We start from the raw sequence: 15,854 nt of genomic DNA, 5'->3' as shown, positions 1-15,854 counted from the left end.
CGAAAGAAGCGCACATGGATGTGCTCGTAGCGTCTTTTGAAAAGGTGTCCCCAATAGCCGCCAGGCACCCAATTCAAACTGCAGAAACGAAAAAACCCGCCAAAAGGCGGGTTTTCTGAAGACAAACCAAGAAATCTTAGTCAGCGAATTCAGTTGCCTGCTCGCCTTCCTTAACTTCCTTCATGGACAGCTTAACGCGGCCACGGTTGTCCACATCCAGAACCTTAACCAGAACTTCCTGACCTTCGCTCAGCTCATCAGTCACGTTCTCGATACGGCGCTCAGAGATCTGGGAAATGTGCACCAGACCATCCTTACCAGGCAGAATGTTCACAAACGCACCGAAGTCTACAATCCGCTCAACACGGCCCTTGTAGATAGCGCCCACTTCGATCTCAGCCGTGATTTCCTTAACACGATTCATCGCCGCCTGAGCCGCTTCACCGTTATCAGCGTAGATCTTCACGTTACCGTCATCATCCAGATCGATAGACGCACCGGTCTCGTCACAGATAGAACGGATTACAGAACCGCCCTTACCGATCACGTCACGGATCTTGTCCGGATGGATCTTGATAGTGGTAATGCTCGGCGCACGATCAGACAACTTAGAACGCGGCTCAGAGATAACTTTGTTCATCTCGTCCAGGATGTGCAAACGCGCAGCCTGTGCCTGCTCAAGAGCAAGTTCCATGATCTCGTCAGTGATACCGTTGATCTTGATATCCATCTGCAGAGCAGTGATACCTTCTTTGGTTCCAGCAACCTTGAAGTCCATATCGCCCAAGTGATCTTCGTCACCCAAGATGTCAGTCAGAACAGCGAACTTCTCGCCTTCCTTAACCAGACCCATCGCGATACCGGCAACCGGTGCCTTGATCGGAACACCAGCGTCCATCAGCGCGAGACTTGAACCACATACGGAAGCCATAGAGCTGGAACCGTTAGATTCAGTGATCTCGGAAACGGAACGGATAGCGTACGGGAATTCTTCGATGGTCGGCATAACCGCCAGAACGCCACGCTTGGCCAAACGACCGTGACCCACTTCACGACGACCCGGAGTACCTACACGGCCGGCTTCGCCGACAGAGTACGGAGGGAAGTTGTAGTGGAACATGAACGGATCTTTACGCTCACCTTCCAGTGCGTCGATAGTCTGAACGTCACGGGTGGTGCCCAGAGTCGTGGTAACGATCGCCTGAGTTTCACCACGGGTGAACAGCGCAGAACCGTGAACAGAAGGCAGAATGCCCACTTCCACTTGGATCGGACGAACCGTCTTGTTGTCACGACCGTCGATACGCGGCTTGCCATCGATAACCTGCTGACGAACAACAGTCTTCTCAACTTTGCCGAAGTACTTCTTCACCAAGTCTGCAGAAGGCTGGCCTTCTTCTTCACCGGCCAGTTTTTCAACGGCAGCGGCTTTGATTTCACCCAGACGCTCGTAACGAGCCATCTTGTCGCGAATGGCATACGCTTCTTCGATCTGACCAACGAAGTCGGCTTTGATCGCGTCCAGCAGTCCGGTGTCTTCCGGCTCTGGCTGCCAATCCCAACGCGGCTTGCCGTTCTCGGCAGCAAACTCTTTGATCGCATTGATCGCAGTCTGCATTTCTTGGTGAGCGTACAGAACGCCACCCAGCATCTGATCTTCAGACAGGCCTTTGGCTTCAGATTCAACCATCAGAACGGCTTCATCAGTACCGGCAACAACCATGTCCAGAAGAGAGGTTTCCAGATCTTCAAACGACGGGTTCAGGAAGTAACCTTTGTCGTTGGTGAAACCAACGCGAGCAGCACCGATCGGGCCGTCAAAAGGAATACCAGAAATAGCCAGTGCTGCAGAAGCGGCCAGCATGGCTGCGATATCCGGATCCTGCTTCTTGTCGGTCGACATAACCGTCAGAATCAACTGCACTTCGTTCATGAAGCCAGTCGGGAACAGAGGACGAATCGGACGGTCGATCAGACGCGACGTCAGAGTTTCTTTCTCGGAAGGACGACCTTCACGCTTGAAGAAACCGCCAGGGATTTTACCCGCAGCGTAAGTCTTCTCGGAGTAGTTAACGGTCAGAGGGAAGAAAGGCTGGCCCGGCTTGGCTTCACGGACACCAACAACGGTACCCAGAACGGACGTATCACCACAGGTAACTACAACAGAACCTGTTGCCTGACGAGCAACGCGGCCGGTTTCCAGTGTGAAGGTGTGTCCACCCATTTCAAATGTTTTCGTACGTGGTTGCAGATCCACAATTTACTCCTGCTTTTCAACTGTTTAATACGTGGCTGATGACTGAATAATTCATCATAGCCCGTGTTTTCCATTTATGCCGCAGCAGTCTGAACTGTGAACCAAAAGGCAGCCCGTCTGAAAGCTAACAGGCTGTCGCAAAAACCCGGCTATGCCCCGGCTTTTCGACAACCTGCTTTCAATATCGGCTTTCCATTACGACAGGGAAAATCCTTTGGTGTCACGGACAAATCAACTGCAGCAAACAGCTATCTGGTTGTCTCACTGACAAGCGCAGACGGCGGGGGAGAAAACTCGGCTGGCCACGGGAAACCCCGGGCCAGCCTTCAGGTCACTAAATCCGATTAGCGACGCAGACCCAAACGCTTGATCAACTCAAGGTAACGGTCAGCGTTTTTACGCTTCAGGTAGTCCAGCAGCTTACGACGCTGGTTTACCATACGGATAAGACCACGGCGGGAATGGTGATCCTGCTTGTTGGCCTTAAAGTGATCCTGCAGCTTGTTGATGTTAGCGGTCAGCAGAGCCACCTGAACTTCAGGGGAACCGGTATCGCTTTCACCTTGCTGAAAATCTGTAACGATTTGAGCTTTCTCGCTGGCAGAAAGTGCCATATTACACCTCATTGTTTGCGATGCTGATAAATCCGGCCGAACCGCGCATCTCTACAGCCCGGCTACACAGCGACAGCTTACCTGCCGTTGTTCTTGACCAGTCGACGAGGCACCAGCACGGTGTCTTCATCTTCCGGTTGAGCTTCAACCAACCCGACAAAAGAATGATCGCCATAAACGCGAACGAAACCTTCAAAGGGCTGACCGGGTATTCTAACTGGTTGCCCGTTCAATATCGATACCAACGCCGGGCCTGAAAGCCTGTGCTCCGGGAACATGGTCAAAGCGCTTTCAGGGGGCAACAACAACCCATCAAGACTTTCACCGCGCTCTCGCATGGCTTCCAGAGTTTCGACATTCTGAACATTTTCAAGGGTGTAACCCGCAGCCAAAGTACGACGCAGCGCCACCACGTGAGCACCGCACCCTAGCTGCTGGCCGATGTCCTCGACTAATGAGCGGATGTACGTACCCTTGGTGCAGGTCACTGCGAGATCGAGCTCGTTGTCACGAACCGCCAACAGCTTTAGCTCATAAATGGTAACGGGCCGCGCCGGACGCTCGATTTCAATGCCTTCACGAGCATACTCATACAGAGGCTTGCCCTGATGCTTGAGCGCGGAATACATGGACGGAACCTGCTGGATATCGCCGCGGAAGTTTTCCAGAACAGCTTCCACGTCGGCTTCCGTCAAAGAGGGAACCGGCTTTTCTTCAACAACAGCGCCTTCCGAATCTCCTGTCTCTGTGCGAACACCTAACCGGGCCGTGGTGATATAGGCCTTATCGCTGTCCAACATCGTCTGGGAAAACTTGGTGGCCTCACCGAAACACAAAGGCAATACGCCAGTGGCTAAGGGATCAAGAGCGCCTGTATGGCCCGCTTTAGCGGCACCGTAAAGGCGCTTGATCTGCTGAAGAATACCGTTAGAGGTGACACCCTGGGGTTTATCGATCACCAGGATGCCATTTACGTCACGACCTTTACGTCTTCGACTCAAGCGTCACGCTCCGAACTGTCCGTGTCAGATTCGTCATTGTCATCCCGAACAACGACAGGCTGATCGCCCACAGCTTCCCGGATCAAACGATCCAGCTTACGGCTGTGGCCAAGCAGACTGTCGAAGTGGAACCGCAGCATAGGCACGACGCGCAATTTCATCGCACGCCCCACGTGGCCACGCAAAAATCCGGATGCCTTATTCAGCACCTTCAGGGACTCCTGAACTTCCGGAGATTGCTCGGTTAGCTCTTCGGTCGACAACAGCGAAACGTAGATATCTGCATAACCCAAGTCACGACTTACTTTGACATCGTTCACCGTGATCATACCAACGCGAGGATCTTTCACCTCACGCTGGATGATCTGGGCCAGCTCACGTTGCATCTGATCGCCAATGCGATCTATGCGGCTGTAATCACGTGCCATCAGGCCCCCGTAGACTCGAGCTGACGTTCAACGCGAACGCGATCGAAGACTTCGATCTGGTCGCCCACTTTCACATCGTAACCCTTAACACCGATACCACATTCCATCCCGTTACGTACTTCTTGTACGTCGTCTTTGAAGCGGCGCAGAGATTCGAGCTCGCCCTCAAAGATCACCACGTTGTCACGCAGTACACGGATCGGTTTGTTGCGGTATACATTACCCTCGGTAACCATACAGCCGGCAACCTGACCGAACTTCGGCGAACGGAATACGTCACGCACATCGGCGATACCCACGATATCTTCGCGGAATTCTGGCTTCAGCATGCCGGTCAGGGCCGCTTTAACGTCATCCAGCATGTTATAGATGATGCTGTAGTAACGAAGATCCAGACCTTCTTTCTCGACCAGTCGCTTAGCCGCAGTATCGGCACGAACGTTAAAGCCGAAGATAACCGCGTTGGTCGCCATGGCTAGGCTGATATCCGTTTCAGCGATACCGCCGACACCGGAAGAAACCACCTTGACCTGAACTTCGTCGTTACCCATATCACGCAAGGCTTTGGTAATCGCCTCAAGAGTACCGCGAACGTCGGTCTTCAGAACAACGTTGAGGGTCTTAACCTCATCCTTGCCCATGTTTTCGAACATGTTCTCAAGCTTGGCCGCTTGCTGACGCTGCAGGCGGTTCTCACGCTCGCGGGTCTGACGAAGTTCGGCCAGTTCTTTAGCCTTCTTCTCGTCGGACACGGCGTAGAACTCGTCACCGGCATCCGGCGTACCGTTCAGGCCCAGAATCTCAACCGGGATTGAAGGGCCTGCCGACTTAACCGGCTTGCCGGCTTCGTTGGTCATGGCGCGAACCTTACCGAAGAAGGAGCCGGCAACAACCATTTCGCCTTGACGCAGGGTACCGTTCTGAACCAGAACCGTCGCAACCGAACCACGGCCACGCTCCAGACTGGATTCAACAACAACACCTTTCGCAGACGCATCTGGAGAAGCTTCAAGCTCAAGTACTTCGGCCTGCAGCAATACAGCTTCAAGCAGACTGTCGATACCAGAACCGGTATGCGCGGAAACCGGCACGAACTGAACATCACCGCCCCAGTCTTCCGGAATAACATCCAGAGCTGACAGTTCGGTTTTGATGCGATCAGGGTCCGCTTCTTCTTTGTCCATCTTGTTGATGGCAACAACCAAAGGAACACCGGCCGACTTGGCGTGTTCTACCGCTTCTTTGGTCTGCGGCATAACGCCGTCATCGGCTGCCACAACCAGAATGACGATATCGGTGCACTGGGCACCACGAGCACGCATCGCCGTGAAGGCTGCGTGGCCCGGTGTATCCAGGAAGGACACCATACCGTGATCGGTTTCAACGTGGTATGCACCAATGTGCTGGGTAATACCACCGGATTCGCCAGCCGCCACTTTGGTGCGACGAATGTAATCAAGCAGGGAGGTTTTACCGTGGTCAACGTGACCCATGACGCTCACAACCGGAGCCCGCTTGATCTTTTCTTTACCTTCGTCCTGATCGGTGATGTTGCTCAGCACTTCTTCTTCAAGCGCGTCATCACTGATGCTTACTGGCTTGTGACCCAACTCTTCAGTCACCAGGATCGCAGTTTCCTGATCCAGAGGCTGGTTGATGGTGGCCATCACGCCCATACCCATCAGAGTCTTGATGACATCAGCGGCTTTAACAGCCATACGCTGGGCGAGATCACCAACAGTGATCGTTTCTGGAATCTGTACTTCTCTAACCATGGGCTTGGTTGGCCTCTCGAAAGCATGACGCTTTTCTTTCGTTTTCTTTTTGGCCCGTAGCTGTTTACGAGGAACGGAATCGTCATCCTCGGAAATCACCAGAGGTTCCTCTGGGCGGCTACGTGGACCGCGATGGCCAGCCTGCTTCTTCTTAGGCTTGCCGTCATCATCATCGCCGCGTTCACGCCCTTTCTCTTTCTTCTTCTTAGGCTTGCGATCCCGACCATCATCTTCTGGCGGAGGCATCGGAATGTCCTCAGGCGCAGTTTCAACGACCGGCTCTGGCTCTTTAGCTTCAGGCGCTTTAGGCGCTTCTGCCACTTCAGCCTGCTCTTTCGGCGCTTCAGTTTCCGGCTGGGCTGGTGTTTGCTCGGCAGCCACTTGCGGCGCTTCTTGTGGAGCAGCCTCTTGTGCAACCGGCTGCTCTACTGGCTCTTCCTGCTTCGGCGCTTCGGCCTCCGGCTCAGGCTGCAGTTCGGCACGCTTGATATATGTACGACGCTTGCGCACTTCCACATTAACTGTTTTCGCTTTACCCGCTTTCAACGTGGTCGTTGTCTTGCGCTTGAGCGTGATCTTCGTCGGCTCTGCTTCGCCATCGCCGTGGCTCTTTCTCAGATAATCCAGCAACTGCTGTTTCTCATCGCTAGACACAGCATCGTTCTCGCTACGGGCTTTAAGCCCGGCTTCAACGATCTGCTTCAGCAAACGATCCACGGGAGCGCCTACATCTGCGGCCAGTTGTTTTACCGTTACATCACTCATACTGGTCCTCCTCTCCCGAATCAGGCCTGATCTTCAAACCAGGGTGCGCGTGCCGTCATAATCAACTGACCTGCACGCTCTTCATCCATACCTTCGATCTCAAGCAGGTCATCAACCGATTGCTCTGCGAGATCTTCCATCGTGCGAACGCCCATACCGGCAAGCTTAAACGCCAGCGCTCGCTCCATGCCGTCCATTTCCAGGAGGTCTTCGGCAGGCTCTGATCCTTCAAGTGCTTCTTCACCAGCCAAGGCCTGATTTAACAGGGCATCTTTGGCGCGCTTACGAAGTTCCGTCACGGTGTCTTCATCCAGACCGTCGATGGCCAACATTTCTTCCATTGGCACGTAGGCCACTTCTTCTATGGAAGAGAAGCCTTCTTCGATCAGGACACTTGCAAACTCTTCATCGACATCAAGATGCTTGGTGAAGTGCTCTAGCAGGCGGCCAAGCTCTTGTTCTTGACGCTCGCCGGCCTCTTCTTCGGTCATCACATTCAGTGTCCAGCCGGTAAGCTCAGTGGCCAAACGAACGTTCTGCCCGTTCCGACCGATGGCCTGGGCGAGGTTGTCTTCAGCAACGGCAACGTCCATGGTGTGGCGATCTTCGTCCATCACAATGGAAGCCACTTCCGCCGGAGCCATGGCGTTGATAACCAGCTGTGCCGGGTTGTCATCCCACAGAACGATGTCTACACGCTCACCGCCCAGCTCGTTAGAAACGGCCTGAACTCGCGAACCGCGCATACCCACACACGCGCCTACCGGATCGATGCGGCGGTCGTTGGTTTTCACGGCAATCTTGGCTCGTGAACCGGGATCACGGGCAGCGCCACGGATCTCGATCAGCTCTTCAGCGATTTCGGGCACTTCAATGCGGAACAACTCAACCAGCATCTGTGCGTCGGAACGGCTCAGGATCAACTGCGGACCACGATGGTCAACGCGAATTTCCAGCAACAGAGCGCGCACACGGTCGCCCATACGGAATGTTTCGCGGGCAATCAGGTGCTCGCGAGGCAACAGAGCTTCAGCGTTGCTGCCCAGATCCACGATCACGTTGTCGCGGGTTACTTTCTTAACCGTACCGGAAACCAGCTCGCCTACACGATCGCGATAGCTATCGACGATTTTGGAGCGCTCGGCTTCACGGACTTTCTGGAAGATAATCTGCTTGGCAGCCTGTGCACCGATACGACCAAAAGCGACAGATTCTGTCTTCTCTTCATACATATCACCCGGCTGCAGCGAGGAATCAATTTCTTCCGCCTCCTGCATGGTCAGTTCGGTGCCCAGTGCGGGAACCGCGTCGTTATCTACCACCAACCAGCGGCGGAAGGTTTCATATTCGCCGGTACGGCGGTCGATGGAAACGCGGATATCCGCCTCTTCATCTTCATAACGCTTTTTGGCAGCAGTGGCGAGCGCAAGCTCGATGGCCTCAAAAATCACGTCCTTGTCGACGCCCTTCTCGTTCGAGACGGTCTCCACTACCAGCAAGATCTCTTTACTCATGCGATTGCCCTGCCTTCAAAATAATCAATACATCTAAGAATTCTTGAATACACTTATTCAAAAACCGGAACGATATTGGCTTTATCAATACTGTCGAACGGCAACAGGTACTCGTGATCATCTACCACGATGACGACCTCATCACCTTCCACACCCTTAATCAGGCCTTGGAATTTTCTGCGCCCCTCAAAAGCCATACGGAGCTTGAGCTGAACTTTATGTCCAACATATGCCTGATAATGCTCAAGACGAAACAACGGACGATCCATCCCCGGAGATGAAACCTCCAGCGTATATTCACTCTGGATGGGATCTTCCACATCCATTACGCCACTGACTTGCCGACTCACTTTTTCGCAGTCTTCAATGCCAATACCGTTTTCGGCGTCATCGATAAAAACCCGAAGCATCGACTGATAGCCACGAGAACGAAATTCGATACCCCAAAACTCATATCCGAGCCCTTCCACTACCGGGCGCAGTATGTCTTCGAGTTGTTTAAGCTTGGCTGACAAGTGTCGCCGCCTCCGTCTTGAGAATTTTCAATGTACAAAAACAAAAAAAGGGCTGTTGATCAGCCCTTTTATGCACTAGGGCCCTTGCGCCAGGCCCCTTAATCAAAAAGCCCCTAAAAATGGGGCTTTTTGTTGCAAGAATTCGCAGAAAGCCAAACCCAAAACGGCTATCTGCCGACAGACACCTGGCCTGCCTGGAAGCCAGGACGAATCACTGACTCCAATATCCGCCGAAGTATAGAGATACGAAGCGGAGCGGTCAAGGACTGACCAAACAAAGACGGCCTGGATAAACCAAGCCGTCTTTGTTGAAAATTGGTGCCCAGGGCCGGACTCGAACCGGCACAGCTCTCGCTACCACCCCCTCAAGATGGCGTGTCTACCAATTTCACCACCTGGGCAAAAACTATTTACTCGAGCTCGGGAAGCCCGCTTTCTTTCGCCTCGCTGTTTGCACCCTCATCCAGAGCTGGAACCTGCTCTGCAGAGGATTCCTGAAGCATCGGGATGCCAGCTTCACCAGCCACTTCAGCGCGCTGCTTGGCGAAAATCGCCAGCGAAAAACTTGTCACAAAAAACACAACCGCCATCAAGGTGGTTACGCGGGTCAGAAAACTGCCACTACCCTGACTACCAAACACCGTCTGGGAAGCACCACCACCAAAGGCAGCACCGGCATCCGCACCTTTGCCCTGCTGAATCAGGACGACACCAACCAGTGCCACGGCGATAACGACGTGAACAACAACTACTAGTGTTTCGATCCAATCCATACAGACTCTCGTATTCGTTTCGGCTTAGTTGCCCGCCGGGAATGACCGACAGATACTAATAAACTCGTCAGCCTTAAGGGAAGCTCCACCTATAAGACCACCATCGATATCGGGCTCTGAAAACAGAGCGGCAGCATTATCCGCTTTTACACTGCCGCCGTAAAGTACCGAAATCTCTTCTGCGGGTGCATCCATCGCTTTCAGGACGCTTCGAATCTCCGCGTGCATCGCTTGGGCATCTTCAGCCGTAGCTGTTTTGCCCGTACCTATAGCCCACACAGGCTCATAAGCCACTACAACTCCTTCCCACTGGTCACCCGCAACACCGGCCAAACCACGCCTGACTTGCTCGGCAACCACTTGCTCGGCCTCGCCAGCTTCACGCTGCTCAAGCGTTTCACCCACACAGAGAACCGCCGTCAAACCGCTCTCGAGCACACGCTCAACCTTGCGGGCCGCCACATCATCACTTTCACCAAAAAGCTGACGACGCTCGGAATGACCTACAAGCACAAAGCCACAGCCCAGATCTTTCGCCATATCGGCAGACACTTCGCCGGTGTAGGCTCCAGACTGCCACTCACTAACGTTCTGCACACCCAAAGCAAGCTTGCCATCGGATTGCTGCTGAACCAGAGGCACGTATGGCGCTGGGGGAATAACAACCACCTCAGCAGCGTCATCCAGCCCGACAGCACGATCACAAATCACGCCAACCAGTTGCTGCACGAGATCTTTCGACCCGTTCATCTTCCAGTTTCCGGCTACAATTTTACGGCGCATATGAACTCTCAAACGTCCTGAGCGTAAGCGAGGGCGAACTATACAGCAGAGATTTCGTCTGCACAACCGCCCCGTTTTGAATCAGGCAGTTGACCGCTCAACCACCTCTGCAAGGCTCTCCGCAACCCGGGCAATTTCGGCCGCATCTTTACCTTCCGCCATCACCCGAATCAACGGCTCGGTGCCCGATGCCCGCAGGAGGATCCGCCCGGAATCTCCGAGATCTGCTTCGGCCTGACGCATGGCACTCACAATGTCGTCCCGGCTAAGGGGGTCAAAGCGCTGCGCGACTTTTACGTTAATCATGGTTTGCGGCAACTTATTCATGCCACTCCGCAGCTCTGACAATGTTTTGCCCGAGTTACCAATGGCCAGAAGCACCTGCAAGGCAGATATCACGCCATCGCCCGTGCCGATGCAATCTCGAATCACCATATGTCCGGAGCCTTCGCCGCCCACCAACCAGTCATTAGCCAGCAACCGCTCCATGACATAACGGTCGCCTACCTTTGCCCGTTCGAACGGTATATCCAGCTCTTGCAGCGCCAACTCGACACCCAAATTGGTCATTAGCGTTCCGACCACACCGCCCTCAAGGCGACCCTCAGCACGACGCTGGGAAGCCAGGATGTACAGCAACTCATCACCATCCACTTCCGAACCGTCCCGATCGACCATCAACACCCGGTCGCCATCGCCATCGAAAGCAATACCAAGATCTGCACCCGTGTCTTTGACAGTCCGTTTCAAGGATTCCAGATGCGTGGAACCCACATTCAAGTTGATATTCAAACCATCAGGCTCGGCACCAATAACGGTGAGCTTGGCACCCAACTCTCGAAACACCTTTGGTGCCACGTGATAGGTTGCGCCGTGCGCGCAATCAAGCACCACATGCAGACCGTCCAGCGAAAACTCATTCGGGACCGTACTTTTACAAAATTCGACGTAGCGCCCCGGCGCATCATCAACACGACTGACCTTGCCTAACTCTTTTGGCTCACAGACTTCAATCGGCTTATCCAGCCAGCGCTCGATCTCGGATTCCAGAGCATCATCCAGTTTGGTACCCGCAGCAGAGAAGAACTTGATACCGTTGTCATGGTGCGGGTTGTGGGAGGCACTGATCACGATCCCCGCCGATGCCCGAAAGGTACGCGTCAGGTAAGCAATCGCCGGCGTAGGCATGGGGCCCAGCAGCTTAACATCCACTCCGGCAGCAGAAAGCCCTGCCTCTAACGCAGACTCAAACATGTAACCAGACAGCCGGGTATCCTTACCGATCAACACACTGTTACGCTGACCCGTTTTTTTGAAGGCCTGACCGGCCGCCCACCCTAGATGGAGCATAAACTCCGGCGTGATTGGCTGCTCACCCACGCGACCGCGAATGCCGTCGGTACCAAAATATTTACGCTGGGACATTACATTGCCTCCTTAACTGCCGTTACCACTTTAACGGCGTCCACCGTTTCCCTGACGTCATGCACCCGCAGAATGCTCGCGCCTTTCATGGCCGATATTGTCGCGGCTGCAAGGCTCGCAGACAACCTTTCATTCACCTCGCGGCCCGTGATGACACCCAGCATCGACTTTCTCGAGATGCCGATTAGGAGCGGATGGCCGAGCATATGCATTTGCTCCATGCCGGCCAAAAGCTGCACGTTATGCTCAACCGTTTTACCAAATCCGAAGCCTGGATCCAGAATGATATTTTCCGGCAACACACCAGCCGCCTCCGCCACCCGGACGCGCTCGGTCAGAAACGAGCTCACTTCCCGGCGCACATTTCGGTAATACGGCGAATCCTGCATAGTATCGGGCTCGCCCTGGATATGCATAAGACAGACAGGCACACCGGCTTGGGCCGCCACTTCCGGCGCACCTTCACGCTGAAGAGCCCGAACGTCATTGATCAAGCCTGCCCCAACCTTAACTGTCTCTGCCATGACCACCGGATTGCTGGTATCCACAGAAACCACCACATCCAGCTCACGCGCTATGGCTTCCACAACGGGGCATACCCGGTCCAACTCTTGCTGAGTAGATACGGGGGCAGCACCTGGACGGGTTGACTCGCCACCCACATCCACAAAGGCGGCTCCGTCAGCAACCATTTGCTTCGCCCGAAGCAAAGCAGCATCCACGCTGTTGAACTGGCCACCATCCGAGAAGGAATCGGGCGTCACATTAAGAATGCCCATAACATGGCACCCAGATAGATCAAGTTGACGGCCAGCAAAGTTAACCTTCATAACGCAGGCTCCGGATACAAACTTTCAGGAGGACAAAAACAAACGCCGCCCAGAATATGGGCGGCGCTGACTACTACTCAGTGCTTCCGAGCGAATCAGTGCTCGCCAGCTGGGCGCCCTACTCCGGGCTGCTCACCATCATCGGAGCCTTTCGATTCTGGTGTTGGCTCCGCACTTTCGGGCTTTCCACCGGCAGACGGCCCGCTGTCACCCCAGTTTTTCGGGGGACGGGGATCACGACCTTCCATAATGTCGTCAATCTGGAAACGGTCGATGGTTTCATACTTCATCAAAGCATGAGCCATCATGTCGAGCTTTTCCCGATTTTCGACCAGAATTTGCTTGGCGGTCTCGTAGCAAGAATCGATGATGTTGCGAATTTCCTCATCAATACGCTGAGCTGTCTCTGGCGAGTAAACCGTATGCGTCTGACCGGCTGAGCGACCCAGGAACGGCTCTTCGCTATCGGTATCATACTGCAGCGGCCCCAACTTATCGGACAAGCCCCAGCGAGTAACCATGTTGCGCGCAAGACTGGTAGCACGCTCAATGTCGTTAGAGGCACCGGTTGTTACGCCATCCACACCCAACGTGAGCTCTTCCGCGATACGACCACCAAACAAACTGCAAATTGAACTGATCAAGTAACGTTTGGAATGACTGTACTTATCCTCTTCAGGGAGGAACATAGTCACACCCAACGCGCGGCCTCGAGGAATAATGCTCACCTTGTAAACCGGGTCATGCTCGGGAACCAGACGTCCCACAATCGCGTGCCCCGCTTCATGGTAGGCTGTATTCAGCTTCTCTTTCTCATTCATCACCATGGACTTGCGCTCAGCGCCCATCATGATTTTATCTTTTGCCAGCTCCAGCTCTTCCATGGAGACCAAACGCAGGTTACGGCGGGCCGCAAACAACGCTGCTTCGTTTACCAGGTTCGCCAAATCGGCGCCAGAGAAGCCAGGCGTACCGCGTGCAATCACAGCTGGCTCGATGCCATCTGCCAGCGGCACTTTTTTCATATGCACTTTCAGGATCTGCTCACGCCCCTTGATGTCGGGCAAGCTAACAACCACCTGACGGTCGAAACGGCCCGGGCGCAACAATGCAGGGTCCAGCACATCCGGACGGTTAGTCGCGGCAATCACGATAACGCCTTCGTTACCTTCAAAGCCGTCCATTTCAACCAGCAGCTGGTTAAGGGTTTGCTCACGCTCATCGTGACCACCACCCATACCAGCGCCACGATGACGACCAACTGCATCGATCTCATCAATAAAGATGATGCACGGGCTCTGCTTCTTGGCCTGCTCGAACATATCGCGCACACGAGAAGCACCCACGCCCACAAACATCTCAACGAAGTCTGAACCCGAGATGGAGAAGAACGGCACTTTGGCTTCACCCGCAATGGCTTTCGCCAGCAGGGTTTTACCCGTACCCGGAGGGCCAACCATCAATACGCCCTTGGGAATGCGTCCGCCGAGGCGCTGGAATTTACTCGGGTCACGCAGGAAGTCGACCAGTTCCTTGACGTCTTCCTTAGCCTCTTCAACACCGGCCACGTCGCCAAACGTCGTTTTGATCTGGTCTTCACTGAGTAGACGGGCTTTGCTTTTGCCAAAGGACATCGGCCCTTTGCCGCCGCCACCGCCTTGCATCTGGCGCATGAAAAACATGAACAACGCGATGATGATCAGAATCGGGAAGGCAGCCACCAACAGCTGGGTCCACAGGCTCTGACGCTCTGGCTCTTTGCCGATCACCTCAACTTGATTGGCAAGGAGATCGTCCATCAGCTTGTTATCTGGTACTTGAGGGCGAACTGTCTGGAACTGAGAGCCATCGCCTCGCACACCTTGAATTTCCAGCCCGTCTACCGTCACCTGACGAACCTGTCCTTGCTGGACCATTTCGACAAACTGGGAATAATTAACTTGTTGCCCGCTGGTGGTGGGCGTGAAATTCTGAAACACCATCAGCAGCACGGCGGCTATCACTAGCCAGAGAACTAAATTTTTTGCCATATCGTTCAAGGATCATCACCTGTGAATTGCAGAGTCGCGACCTAGCCGCTAACCCTTTTCGAACACCTTACACCAAATGTACGCTCGTAAACCAGAAGTGGCCTATCCGTAAAAGACACAGATTTCGGGAAAACGTTCCCGACCACTAAATCCACAAACCACACCTGTAAGTGATTACAGCCATTTGTAGCGGGCATCTATCTGTTACAATCATCCTATTATACGCCGTTGTCAGTCCTTAAGCCGCTGACCTTTTGTTAATAGCATTAATAAAGAGATTACATCATGAGTTTGTCACCGGAACAGCGCCGGGAATACCGGGCCATCGCCCACAACCTGAAGCCCGTCATCATTGTCGGCGACAAAGGCCTGTCCGAAGGACTGCAAGACGAGCTGGATCGCGCCCTGAACGATCACGAACTGATCAAAATCAAGGTCGCCAGCCAGGATCGCGAAGCGCGCCAAGAGGCCATTGAAGCACTGTGCAAAAGCGCGAAAGCCGAGCTAGTGCAAACCATCGGTAAAATCGCTGTGATTCTGCGCCGGTCCAAAAAGCCAAACCCAAAGCTTTCAAACCTGCTCAGAAACAAATAAGCATTCAGCAATAAAAAAGCCGGCCCGAGGTTCCCTCCGGCCGGCTTTTCTTTGCCTGCAATACCTTAGATGTACTGCACCTCGGCAATTTCGTACTCTACAGTACCGGACGGAATGCGGATGGCTACCACATCGCCCTCACTTTTACCGATCAGAGCCCGCGCAATGGGCGAGGACACTGAAAGCTTCCCGGCCTTAATGTCAGCTTCATCTTCGCCAACAATCTGGTAGGTCACTTCTTCATCGGTATCCATGTTCACCAACTCAACCGTGGTACCGAAAATCACCTTTCCGGTGTTTTCCATAGCGGTCACATCGATCACCTGAGCCACCGAAAGCTTGCCTTCTATTTCCTGAATGCGGCCTTCGATGAAGCTCTGCTGCTCACGAGCAGCATGGTATTCGGCGTTTTCTTTCAAATCACCGTGTTCGCGAGCATCAGAAATAGCCTGAATCACCCGTGGGCGATCTTCGGACTTCAGCTTTTTCAGTTCCTCACGCAAGCGGGCTTCGCCCAGCTTGGTCATAGGAACTCTATCATTAGACATAT

General features: G+C 53.8%; 14 protein-coding genes and 1 tRNA gene. 1 reads left to right on the top strand and 14 read right to left on the bottom strand.

Features of this window, described 5'->3' with window-relative positions; all coding sequences use genetic code 11:
* Window positions 1-136 precede the first annotated feature (136 nt).
* From pnp to ftsH, 13 genes are all read right to left on the bottom strand, one after another.
* Entirely contained in the window at window positions 137-2,251 is a 2,115-nt protein-coding gene (gene pnp / locus ACNQ6O_RS02615) for a polyribonucleotide nucleotidyltransferase (protein WP_418052259.1), read from the bottom strand.
* Window positions 2,252-2,601: 350 nt separating this feature from the next.
* Complete coding sequence (gene rpsO / locus ACNQ6O_RS02610; RefSeq protein WP_133007442.1) at window positions 2,602-2,871, bottom strand: 30S ribosomal protein S15; 270 nt, start codon at window positions 2,869-2,871, stop codon at window positions 2,602-2,604.
* A 77-nt stretch (window positions 2,872-2,948) separates the two neighbouring features.
* Window positions 2,949-3,872, bottom strand: a complete 924-nt coding sequence (gene truB, locus ACNQ6O_RS02605) for a tRNA pseudouridine(55) synthase TruB (RefSeq protein ID WP_418051683.1) — start codon at window positions 3,870-3,872, stop codon at window positions 2,949-2,951.
* Window positions 3,869-4,300: a 30S ribosome-binding factor RbfA gene (gene rbfA / locus ACNQ6O_RS02600; RefSeq protein ID WP_418051682.1), complete on the bottom strand. Its 432-nt coding sequence runs from the start codon at window positions 4,298-4,300 to the stop codon at window positions 3,869-3,871. The genes truB and rbfA overlap by 4 nt, the downstream gene beginning before the upstream one ends.
* Window positions 4,300-6,840 carry a translation initiation factor IF-2 gene (gene infB, locus ACNQ6O_RS02595; RefSeq protein WP_418051681.1) on the bottom strand — a complete coding sequence of 847 codons (2,541 nt, stop codon included), beginning with the start codon at window positions 6,838-6,840 and terminating at the stop codon, window positions 4,300-4,302. Before infB ends, rbfA begins: the two co-directional genes overlap by 1 nt.
* A gap of 20 nt (window positions 6,841-6,860) precedes the next feature.
* A complete protein-coding gene (gene nusA / locus ACNQ6O_RS02590) occupies window positions 6,861-8,354 on the bottom strand; it encodes a transcription termination factor NusA (protein WP_418051680.1) in 1,494 nt (497 codons plus the stop codon).
* A 53-nt stretch (window positions 8,355-8,407) separates the two neighbouring features.
* Entirely contained in the window at window positions 8,408-8,869 is a 462-nt protein-coding gene (gene rimP, locus ACNQ6O_RS02585; RefSeq protein ID WP_418051679.1) for a ribosome maturation factor RimP, read from the bottom strand.
* A gap of 316 nt (window positions 8,870-9,185) precedes the next feature.
* Window positions 9,186-9,270 (bottom strand) — tRNA-Leu (locus tag ACNQ6O_RS02580).
* Between the two features lie 9 nt (window positions 9,271-9,279).
* The gene (gene secG / locus ACNQ6O_RS02575) at window positions 9,280-9,642 is read right to left on the bottom strand and encodes a preprotein translocase subunit SecG (protein WP_418051678.1); all 363 of its coding nucleotides are present in this window, start codon (window positions 9,640-9,642) and stop codon (window positions 9,280-9,282) included.
* A gap of 24 nt (window positions 9,643-9,666) precedes the next feature.
* Entirely contained in the window at window positions 9,667-10,425 is a 759-nt protein-coding gene (gene tpiA, locus ACNQ6O_RS02570) for a triose-phosphate isomerase (protein WP_418051677.1), read from the bottom strand.
* Window positions 10,426-10,506: 81 nt separating this feature from the next.
* Window positions 10,507-11,850, bottom strand: coding sequence for a phosphoglucosamine mutase (glmM, locus tag ACNQ6O_RS02565; protein ID WP_418051676.1), 1,344 nt, complete (start codon window positions 11,848-11,850; stop codon window positions 10,507-10,509).
* On the bottom strand, window positions 11,850-12,680 hold the full coding sequence (gene folP, locus ACNQ6O_RS02560) for a dihydropteroate synthase (protein ID WP_418051675.1): 831 nt from the start codon (window positions 12,678-12,680) through the stop codon (window positions 11,850-11,852). Before folP ends, glmM begins: the two co-directional genes overlap by 1 nt.
* 95 nt (window positions 12,681-12,775) lie before the next feature.
* Window positions 12,776-14,719: an ATP-dependent zinc metalloprotease FtsH gene (gene ftsH / locus ACNQ6O_RS02555; protein WP_418051674.1), complete on the bottom strand. Its 1,944-nt coding sequence runs from the start codon at window positions 14,717-14,719 to the stop codon at window positions 12,776-12,778.
* Between the two features lie 276 nt (window positions 14,720-14,995).
* On the opposite strand from ftsH, the gene yhbY reads away from it, so the two are divergent.
* Entirely contained in the window at window positions 14,996-15,304 is a 309-nt protein-coding gene (gene yhbY, locus ACNQ6O_RS02550; protein ID WP_418051673.1) for a ribosome assembly RNA-binding protein YhbY, read from the top strand.
* 65 nt (window positions 15,305-15,369) lie between these two features.
* Here the strand turns inward: yhbY and greA are convergent, their stop codons facing one another.
* Window positions 15,370-15,852, bottom strand: a complete 483-nt coding sequence (gene greA, locus ACNQ6O_RS02545; protein ID WP_114334537.1) for a transcription elongation factor GreA — start codon at window positions 15,850-15,852, stop codon at window positions 15,370-15,372.
* Between the last annotated feature and the right edge of the window lie 2 nt (window positions 15,853-15,854).

The sequence above is a fragment of the Marinobacter sp. SBS5 genome (genome assembly GCF_048285575.1).
Taxonomy (GTDB): Bacteria; Pseudomonadota; Gammaproteobacteria; order Pseudomonadales; family Oleiphilaceae; genus Marinobacter.
This window is presented reverse-complemented; position numbering and strand designations above follow the sequence as displayed.

What these genes read in the sequence shown, in the direction of transcription:
- rpsO (WP_133007442.1), bottom strand. Translation starts at nt 2,871, where the DNA reads ATGGCACTTTCTGCCAGCGAGAAAGCTCAAATCGTTACAGATTTTCAG.
- folP (WP_418051675.1), bottom strand. Translation starts at nt 12,680, where the DNA reads ATGAAGGTTAACTTTGCTGGCCGTCAACTTGATCTATCTGGGTGCCAT.
- yhbY (WP_418051673.1), top strand. Translation starts at nt 14,996, where the DNA reads ATGAGTTTGTCACCGGAACAGCGCCGGGAATACCGGGCCATCGCCCAC.
- rbfA (WP_418051682.1), bottom strand. Translation starts at nt 4,300, where the DNA reads ATGGCACGTGATTACAGCCGCATAGATCGCATTGGCGATCAGATGCAA.
- greA (WP_114334537.1), bottom strand. Translation starts at nt 15,852, where the DNA reads ATGTCTAATGATAGAGTTCCTATGACCAAGCTGGGCGAAGCCCGCTTG.
- glmM (WP_418051676.1), bottom strand. Translation starts at nt 11,850, where the DNA reads ATGTCCCAGCGTAAATATTTTGGTACCGACGGCATTCGCGGTCGCGTG.
- infB (WP_418051681.1), bottom strand. Translation starts at nt 6,840, where the DNA reads ATGAGTGATGTAACGGTAAAACAACTGGCCGCAGATGTAGGCGCTCCC.
- nusA (WP_418051680.1), bottom strand. Translation starts at nt 8,354, where the DNA reads ATGAGTAAAGAGATCTTGCTGGTAGTGGAGACCGTCTCGAACGAGAAG.
- tpiA (WP_418051677.1), bottom strand. Translation starts at nt 10,425, where the DNA reads ATGCGCCGTAAAATTGTAGCCGGAAACTGGAAGATGAACGGGTCGAAA.
- secG (WP_418051678.1), bottom strand. Translation starts at nt 9,642, where the DNA reads ATGGATTGGATCGAAACACTAGTAGTTGTTGTTCACGTCGTTATCGCC.